Source organism: Stenotrophomonas sp. RG-453, assembly GCF_033843685.1.
Lineage (GTDB): Bacteria > Pseudomonadota > Gammaproteobacteria > Xanthomonadales > Xanthomonadaceae > Stenotrophomonas > Stenotrophomonas bentonitica_A.
In genome coordinates, this window is sequence record NZ_JAMYED010000014.1 from 1 (window position 1) to 7,104 (window position 7,104).

General features: G+C 61.5%; 6 protein-coding genes. All 6 read right to left on the reverse strand.

The genetic code is table 11. From position 1 onward, the window contains the following. Window positions 1-831: hypothetical protein (locus NJD74_RS19500; RefSeq protein WP_319624813.1), on the reverse strand; the 831-nt coding region annotated here is incomplete at its 3' end. A gap of 839 nt (window positions 832-1,670) precedes the next feature. Next, on the reverse strand, window positions 1,671-3,188 hold the full coding sequence (locus NJD74_RS19505) for a hypothetical protein (RefSeq protein WP_319624814.1): 1,518 nt from the start codon (window positions 3,186-3,188) through the stop codon (window positions 1,671-1,673). A gap of 1,235 nt (window positions 3,189-4,423) precedes the next feature. Further along, complete coding sequence (locus NJD74_RS19510) at window positions 4,424-4,765, reverse strand: hypothetical protein (RefSeq protein WP_319624815.1); 342 nt, start codon at window positions 4,763-4,765, stop codon at window positions 4,424-4,426. A 688-nt stretch (window positions 4,766-5,453) separates the two neighbouring features. Next, window positions 5,454-6,149, reverse strand: coding sequence for a phage antirepressor N-terminal domain-containing protein (locus NJD74_RS19515; RefSeq protein WP_319624816.1), 696 nt, complete (start codon window positions 6,147-6,149; stop codon window positions 5,454-5,456). After that, entirely contained in the window at window positions 6,149-6,379 is a 231-nt protein-coding gene (locus NJD74_RS19520) for an AlpA family phage regulatory protein (RefSeq protein ID WP_319624817.1), read from the reverse strand. Before NJD74_RS19520 ends, NJD74_RS19515 begins: the two co-directional genes overlap by 1 nt. Then, window positions 6,376-6,630, reverse strand: a complete 255-nt coding sequence (locus NJD74_RS19525) for a hypothetical protein (RefSeq protein WP_319624818.1) — start codon at window positions 6,628-6,630, stop codon at window positions 6,376-6,378. Before NJD74_RS19525 ends, NJD74_RS19520 begins: the two co-directional genes overlap by 4 nt. Between the last annotated feature and the right edge of the window lie 474 nt (window positions 6,631-7,104).

Sequence of the window (7,104 nt, forward strand, 5' to 3'; positions counted from 1 at the left end):
GCTGGCTGGCCTGCTCAACCGCACCGCGCTTGAACTCGGTGCTGAACTTCCTTCGCTTCGACATGAACACTCCTCATGGCCTTGATCGGCCTTCTCGTAAGTGTCCGTGAAAACGGGGGTGAACCCCTTCGAGCGGAGTTCCTTGATGGCTTGGTACGGCAAGGTTCCGTCGGCCATGTTTCCCACGGTGCGCCTTACGTTCTCTTCGATGTCGGCTGCGCTAGGAACGGGCTCCATTACCGTCATGCCGAGTGAGCGCCGCCGTGCGTTGTTGGCCGCAATGGTTTGTGCCTGCTGCTGGAGGTACTGCCTGTAGGCCCCTGCGTTTTCCCTCATGCCAGGCTGGGTAAGGACAGCCGCACCTCCGGTTGAGTCGCTCAACAGCGCGCCCTCCATGGCTTTGAGCCTTGGCTGGTCAAAGATTCGGGAGATCTCAGGTGCCCCGCGGATACTACCGTTGACCTGACGCATTGCCTTTGCCGTGTTTGATACCGGAATCATGGTTTCTGCCGGAAGGTGCTTGTCCAACTCGGCGTACAGGCGATCCGAGACGGCCTTGGTCCGATCAACGAAGCCGCTCGGCCCGTATATTCCCTGTTGCACCGTCGTCCCCACCTGGGTTGGTGTCAGGTCAGCGCCACCGGGGGTGATTTGATTGGAGAGGCGATCTGTCGTGGCTTTGGCAGCATCGGCCTGTTCTCCCCCCAGCACGGCAATTCGTCCCGATCCACCTGGCGAATTGCCCAGGTAAGTTTCGAGCGCCTGCGCCGACCTGCTACCGGTCGCCTGTCCGACACTCGGGGTGGTCCCAGCCGCCGCGAACTCGTCCACACGCTGTTGGATAGCGGACGTATCCGCGCCGCGCAGACCTCTCCGGGCGGCTCCTGCGGTCAAGGCAGGAACGGTGCCCGTGGCGGCAACTCGCCCTCCAGTGAGCAGATTCGCGACTCCGCTTGCGGCGCCCGGGCTGAAGCCTCCGACAAGCCCCGCGCCCAACTGAGCTCCGGGCGATCCGCCAGCCTCTCGAGTAGTACTAGCAGCGGCGGCACCAGCGGCTGAGGAAGCAGTCTGCAGACCCGGTTGCACCGTCAGAAGCTGAGCCAAGCGGTTTTCAGCCACCGGGGCAGCGCTGCGCAAGGCCGGTGAAACGCCGGCCTGTGCCGCGCGCGGGAGCAACCCCGCCAAGGCATTCACACTCCCACCCGCTCCTAGCGTCAGGCCAGTGCCCGTCAGGGCCTCGCCCACGTCACCCAGGATGCGATCACCGGAGGTCTGCGCCTTCGGAAGCCCGATGCGGTCGGCCAATGCTGCAGCCTCTTCTCGGTACGGGCGAGCCTCCTGCTTTCCCAACTGCCGAGCGATCGGATTCGCCACGTAGTTGTTGAAGGCGTCGCCGCCGACCGCACCTAGCAGACTGCCCACGCCTTGAATCACAGATCGTGCACCGAAAGCCGTATCGCGGCCGCGGCCATACTCCCACCCATCAGGAGCATTGCGAAACGCTGTGGAGTCGACTGTAGAAGTGACGCCACTGAAGTCCGGCCGCTCCGCCGTCACAGTGGGTAGGGTAGGAATGTCCTGATAGTCACTCCAAGGTCCTTGCTCTTGGATTGACGAGTTAGGAGTTGGGCCTGGCGCCTGGAACTCTTCCCACGGAAGCGTACTGCTCATTAGAGCTTCTCCCAGCTGTTGCGGTCGCCTGGCTCACCGCCCAAGTAGCGATAGCCGTTCCGAACCTCCCCAACCGAAGGAGGCTGCGGGCGGCGGCCTTCCCGCACTTGCGGGGTTTGCCGCTCCTGGTACTGGCTGTTGAAGGCTTGCCGCATTCGCCCTTTAGCCGCACCCGCGTAGTCTTCAATTTTCTTGAGGTTGGCCTTGAAACTCTCAACCGACTGAGAGTTCATAAGAGCCGCCAGGTTGCTTTGCAGCAACTGGTTTTCCGTGTCGGACACGGAGCCAAGCGCGCCCCCGGTCTTCGACGCTTCGCGCATGGCTTGAAGCACACCGAAGCCTACCTGCGACTTGAGTGATTCAAGCTCAGCGCGGGCATTAGCTGCATCAGATCCAAGAACGTCGGGAATTGAACCGCGGATGCCAGTGATGCTTGCAAGGCCGCGGTGGCTAGACAACTGGCGAGCCTGGGCGGCCAAACGATCGAGATTGCTCTCAGCATCCCGTAAAGAGGCCTCCGCAGCAGGGCGGCCGGACAGACGCTGAGAATCTGCCTTCTCACGATCCATCTCTCTCGCCTTCTGTGCGTCGATCTGCGCTTGCTGCTCAGCAAGCCGCCGTTTCTGTTCGATGTCCGTTTCGAAGTTCTGGTTTTGTGCATTGATCCGTGCCCGTTCTACGGCAGCGGCTTCGTCTTCAGCCCGACGGCCAGTCAAAGGCGTGCCGGGCTGATCGCCGAATGCCATCTGCGCCGGCGGCTCCTGGCCCGAGGCAAGCGACTGGCGAATCTGCTGCTGCACCTGCGGCGGGAGGCTCGGATCGATGTAGGTCTGCTGGCCGTTGATCTGCTGATAGCCGCCCTGTGGGGGCTGCTGCGGTGCCTGCTGAAGATTGGGGGCATCAAGTGCTGCGGTCGTGTAGCGCTGGGTGCGCTTGTCGAAAGTGACTTGAGTCGGCGTCCCGTTCACATCGATGGTCAGGGTCTGGCCGGTTGCACCCGGATCGTTGTCACCCAGAATCTGCGTCGAACCATCCCGCATGATCGCCACGCGCTGGCCGTTGCCGTCCACATAGGTCGACTGAACACCCGAACCCGCACCGCCCCCGCTGTAGGCCTGCACCAGCGATTGCGCAGCCTGATCAATCACAGGTGCGGTCTGAGCGTTGTACTCAGTGGGGAGATCGGACAGACCAAACTTGGACAGGGTCGGGATGAACTGCTGGTACAGACCGGGCCGAGCCTGTTCCGGCACCGAAGTCAGCAGCTTGGCCATGTTGATCATGGTCTTGTTCCGGCGATCGTCGCTGTTGCCGAGCTGCTTATCGAGCGCACCCGCCGATCCAGCATCCACCGCGGCGGCCTGACCCAGAATCTCCTGTCGCTGCTCCTGCGGGGCCTGATAGGCCAGCGACGCAAGCTGGTTGAGCTGGTTCGTGTCTCGCTGTGCCTTGATCTGCTGGCCGAACTGGAAGCCGCCAGCCAGGCTGTTCATGAACTTCTCTTGGAAATCTGCCACGTCTGGGCTCTCCTGTTCTGGGATAGCTAACGGCACAGGTGCACGACTGATGCCGCAGCAAAAAAAAGAAGGGTGGCGAGCACTTCACTCGCCACCCGGGCCCGCCCTTGGGGGACGCGGGGCCCTACTACTTAGGACGGGATTTGGGCGTTCTCGCCTCCCGCATCCATGGCAGTCCATGGACGTCTACGGCACTTAGAGAGTGGCGCCCATCGCCTTAACGACGCTACGACTTGCCCGGCTCAGCCAGTCCATCAGTCGCCGCTCAGCGGCCATCACCTGGGAGCGGCAATATGCTTCGCGCTTGGCAACCTCCTTCGCCACCTCCCGGAACGGGCGGCGATTGCCCATCAGCCTGGTCGCTGCCTCTCGGGCAGCCCAGTCAGGGTGGCCACAAGCCGCCATATGCAGCGAGACGGTTTCCCAACAGTTCCGCTTGCCGGTGCTGTAGAGAAGCAACCATGCCTCCAGTGGTCCGTCCAGATGAGCGTCCACCAACGCATGCAGCGCGAATCTCGAGGGTCGGGTAGCTGGAGTGGCTACAAGCACCTTGGAGGCGTTCCATGCTCGCATCTGCCGGGTACGGCTCTTGGACCCTGTCGCGCGCATCTCCGCGGCCCCATCGAACTCTACAATCGCGTCCCTATCGGCTGGCTTGAACAACTGAAGTGCCTTCTCCCTAGCCTGAAGCCCTTCGGGCAGATAGCCACTAGCCGACTGCTGCACTCTGCCGCGGCGGCATAGGGACAGAGTCGCCCCCCTATCTGGAGTTGGCTCTCCGTCTGCACCCGACCAGCGGGTCAGGGGAACGCTCATCGAGCTGGATACACCGAAAGCGCAGGCGAGTGCCTTGGCCGCAACGTCGATCGCCTGTTCGTCCTGCAGTACAGCCAGGGATCTTTCCCAGTCGTAGTCTTCCGTCCCCTGCTCAACCTGGCCCATACACCACCTCCAGCGGGCCCAGGATTGCCCCGCTTGCGGACCGTGTGGCGAACCGGTTCGGGAGACGAACGGGTTGCGTTTGGGCCGCCCAGATCAGAGGACTTAAATCCAAGACAGGGAAGCAGGCGAAGCACGCTCCGCTTGGTATATATCTAGAAGGGTGTACACATAGCGACCTCGACGGGTTGTGGATAACCCGCTGACTGGCCTGCATAGCGACCTCATAGGTCTGTATGTGGGCCAACCTATCGAGCAGTTGGCCTGCATAGCGACCACATTGGCCCACATAGCGACTAGCCATCGCGATTTCTCCACAGATTCGGTGGAGTGACAGTCGACGGTTCCAGATGCTTTTCGGATTCGTCGATCGCGTAGTACGTCAGCGCGTACAGGCTGCACATGTTCTTGCCACCCTTGCGGGTCTCGATGATCCAGCCGCCCGCCAGTAGCTCCAACTTGGCCCCGTGGACCGTCGCCTTGCTCCTCCACCCACGCGTAGAGAGCATCGACCAAGCAATGCTCAGGTCACCGTTCTTTCCCGGACGGTACTGTCGGGCAAGCTCCAGAAGCAGCTTCACGGCATTGCCGGAGAGGCGGCCGAACTCCTCAGAGTCGGATATACGGTGTTCGAGCATCAAGAACGGCGCGCCCTTGGCGCGCCCCGTGAGCTTCTGTCGACGCTTGTCGGGGTTTCCCCGAGGGTAAGCCGGTGCGTGACCGGCATTGCCTGCTACAGGCCGCGTGGCGCGGTCCTGGCTTGTACTGTGCATACGCCCCCCAAGGGCAAGTGAGCGCAGCCCTCAGGCGCGCTTAGGGCGACTACGTGGCAACTTGGTGTCTTCTGTCAGGTGCTTCCACGTGCGGCCCTTCCGAATAGACCGGATCAGCGAAGGAGTGACCGATAGCCGTCTGGCCCAAGCCTTCGTGGGCACGATCCCTTGGGTGCTCATCACCGCCAATACTTCAGCAGGTGTCAGCTTGCACGTCGGGGATTGGCTGCCGTACTGCCGCAAGCACCTCTCACGCTGGCGGCGACGGTTCTCAGCACCGCTGACCGCCTGCAGATTGCTCACCCGGTTGTTGGACTTGTCCCCATCCAGATGGTCAATCTCCATACCTTCCGGAATCGAACCATTGGCCGCCTCCCATACCAACCGATGGGCGTACCAGGTTCGGCAGCAAGCCCGTCCCAGGCTTTGAATGATCCGCACGTATCCGTCGCGGTACTGCGCCCCCAACCTCGTCCCCGACTCGCTCCACACCAAGCCAGAGGCGGGGTCGACGAGGTAGCCGGAGGCTCTATGCAATAGGGTCGATCTGGACTCACGCTGCATGGGAGCCCCCCAGCTTCTGTTGGGCCGGGGTAATCCATTGGGAGGCATGCCACTCAAGACGGGGCTTACGTTCTCGGTAAGCCATTCCCTGGCCAATCCAGACCGCGTTCTGCATCCGCAGTTCCTCCTGCAGCTTCAGCTGTTCTGTCGACAACTCCGTTTCTGCGATTGGCCCGAAGACGCCAGTAATGCAGTGGTTCACCAAACGATGTTCCGTGGCGTAGTCGAAACCTTTCGGATCCTTGCCAAGGGATATCAGGGTGTCGTGCAGAATCCGGCACATGACCGTACTGGCCACTCGTTTCGCACGACAGGTGTCCAGGCGAGCGCTACTGGCCAAGAATGCCTCAGCCAAGACGTCCGCGGCCTGCTCTTGGAACAGAATCACACGCGCCCGGATGGACTCTCTCACCTTGTTCGGGTTGACGGTCGCCAGCCAGAACGGGACCCGCGATAGCGGAAGGGACTGCATCTGCCTACCCTTGCCATCGCCGGCAACCATCCCCCTTAAGGTGGACAGTTGTCGCGACAACACTGGATGCGTCTTAAGCTTGTCTAGCTGCTTGTTCCAGTCCAGCCCCATTCCCTCCACGATCGGACGCATGGCCACGTATGGCTGACCTTGGTGGAGCCGACCCACAAGCAGGGCGCCATTGAAGTCGACTTGGACAATTGCAGTTGCCATCAGGCGGCCCTCCCTTCGTCGCAGCGTGCGTCGATCCACGCTTGGACCTCTTCAGAGTTCCAGGCGGACACTCTGGCTGCCACCCGGATCGGGCGCGGGAATCGGTGATCCTTTGCCAACTTGTAGATGAGGGACCTGGACATTCCGCACGCCGCCATGACGTCAGGGAGACGCATCAGCACGCGGCCCTTCGAGGCTATGCGGCCTGCCTGAATTGCTTCGCTGGTCATCGATCCCCCTCCTTTTGCTGCTTCCACGCGCGGCGCGCCGGCTCTGGAACCCGGTACTCAGTGAGTGAATAGGAGCCGTAGCTGTCCCGGCGTCGGACGTTGACTGAGATGAGGAGACCGCGCTCAATCAGGCTTTGGGCATCCTTGCGGGTCGGCCTCGATTCGCCATGCGGGAAGTCGGACGTCCATCCCCCGAAATCGAGGAGCCGCTCTTGGGCGGAGTTAAGGGCGGAGAAATCGAACCCGGTCATTGGGCAACCTCCAGCCTCGAGGCAACCACTCGCTGGAGATCTTTCTCAGGAATAAGACACCGGCTTCCGATCTTCACCGGACGGACTTCACCCGCTTTGATCAGCTCGTAGAGGGTGGTTCTGCTTACGCCAATTCGTCTGCATGCATCAGGAATTCGATGCAGCAGGGGATCAAGTGCGCTGGAGGATGTGACCATTGGCTCGTACCCTTAAGCTGGGTACGAACTCATGTCCGCACCCGCCCGTAGTTGTCCGGGCGGATGTAAAAGTATGCATATGGACTTAGGTCTAGAAGGCCTGAATGAGGGCCTCATTTTTCCCGTGAGATTTGCTCTCTTGGGAAGTCCCGGGGTTCACCCCCGTTTTCACGGACACTTACGAGAAGGCCGATCAAGGCCATGAGGAGTGTTCATGTCGAAGCGAAGGAAGTTCAGCACCGAGTTCAAGCGCGGTGCGGTTGAGCAGGCCAGCCAG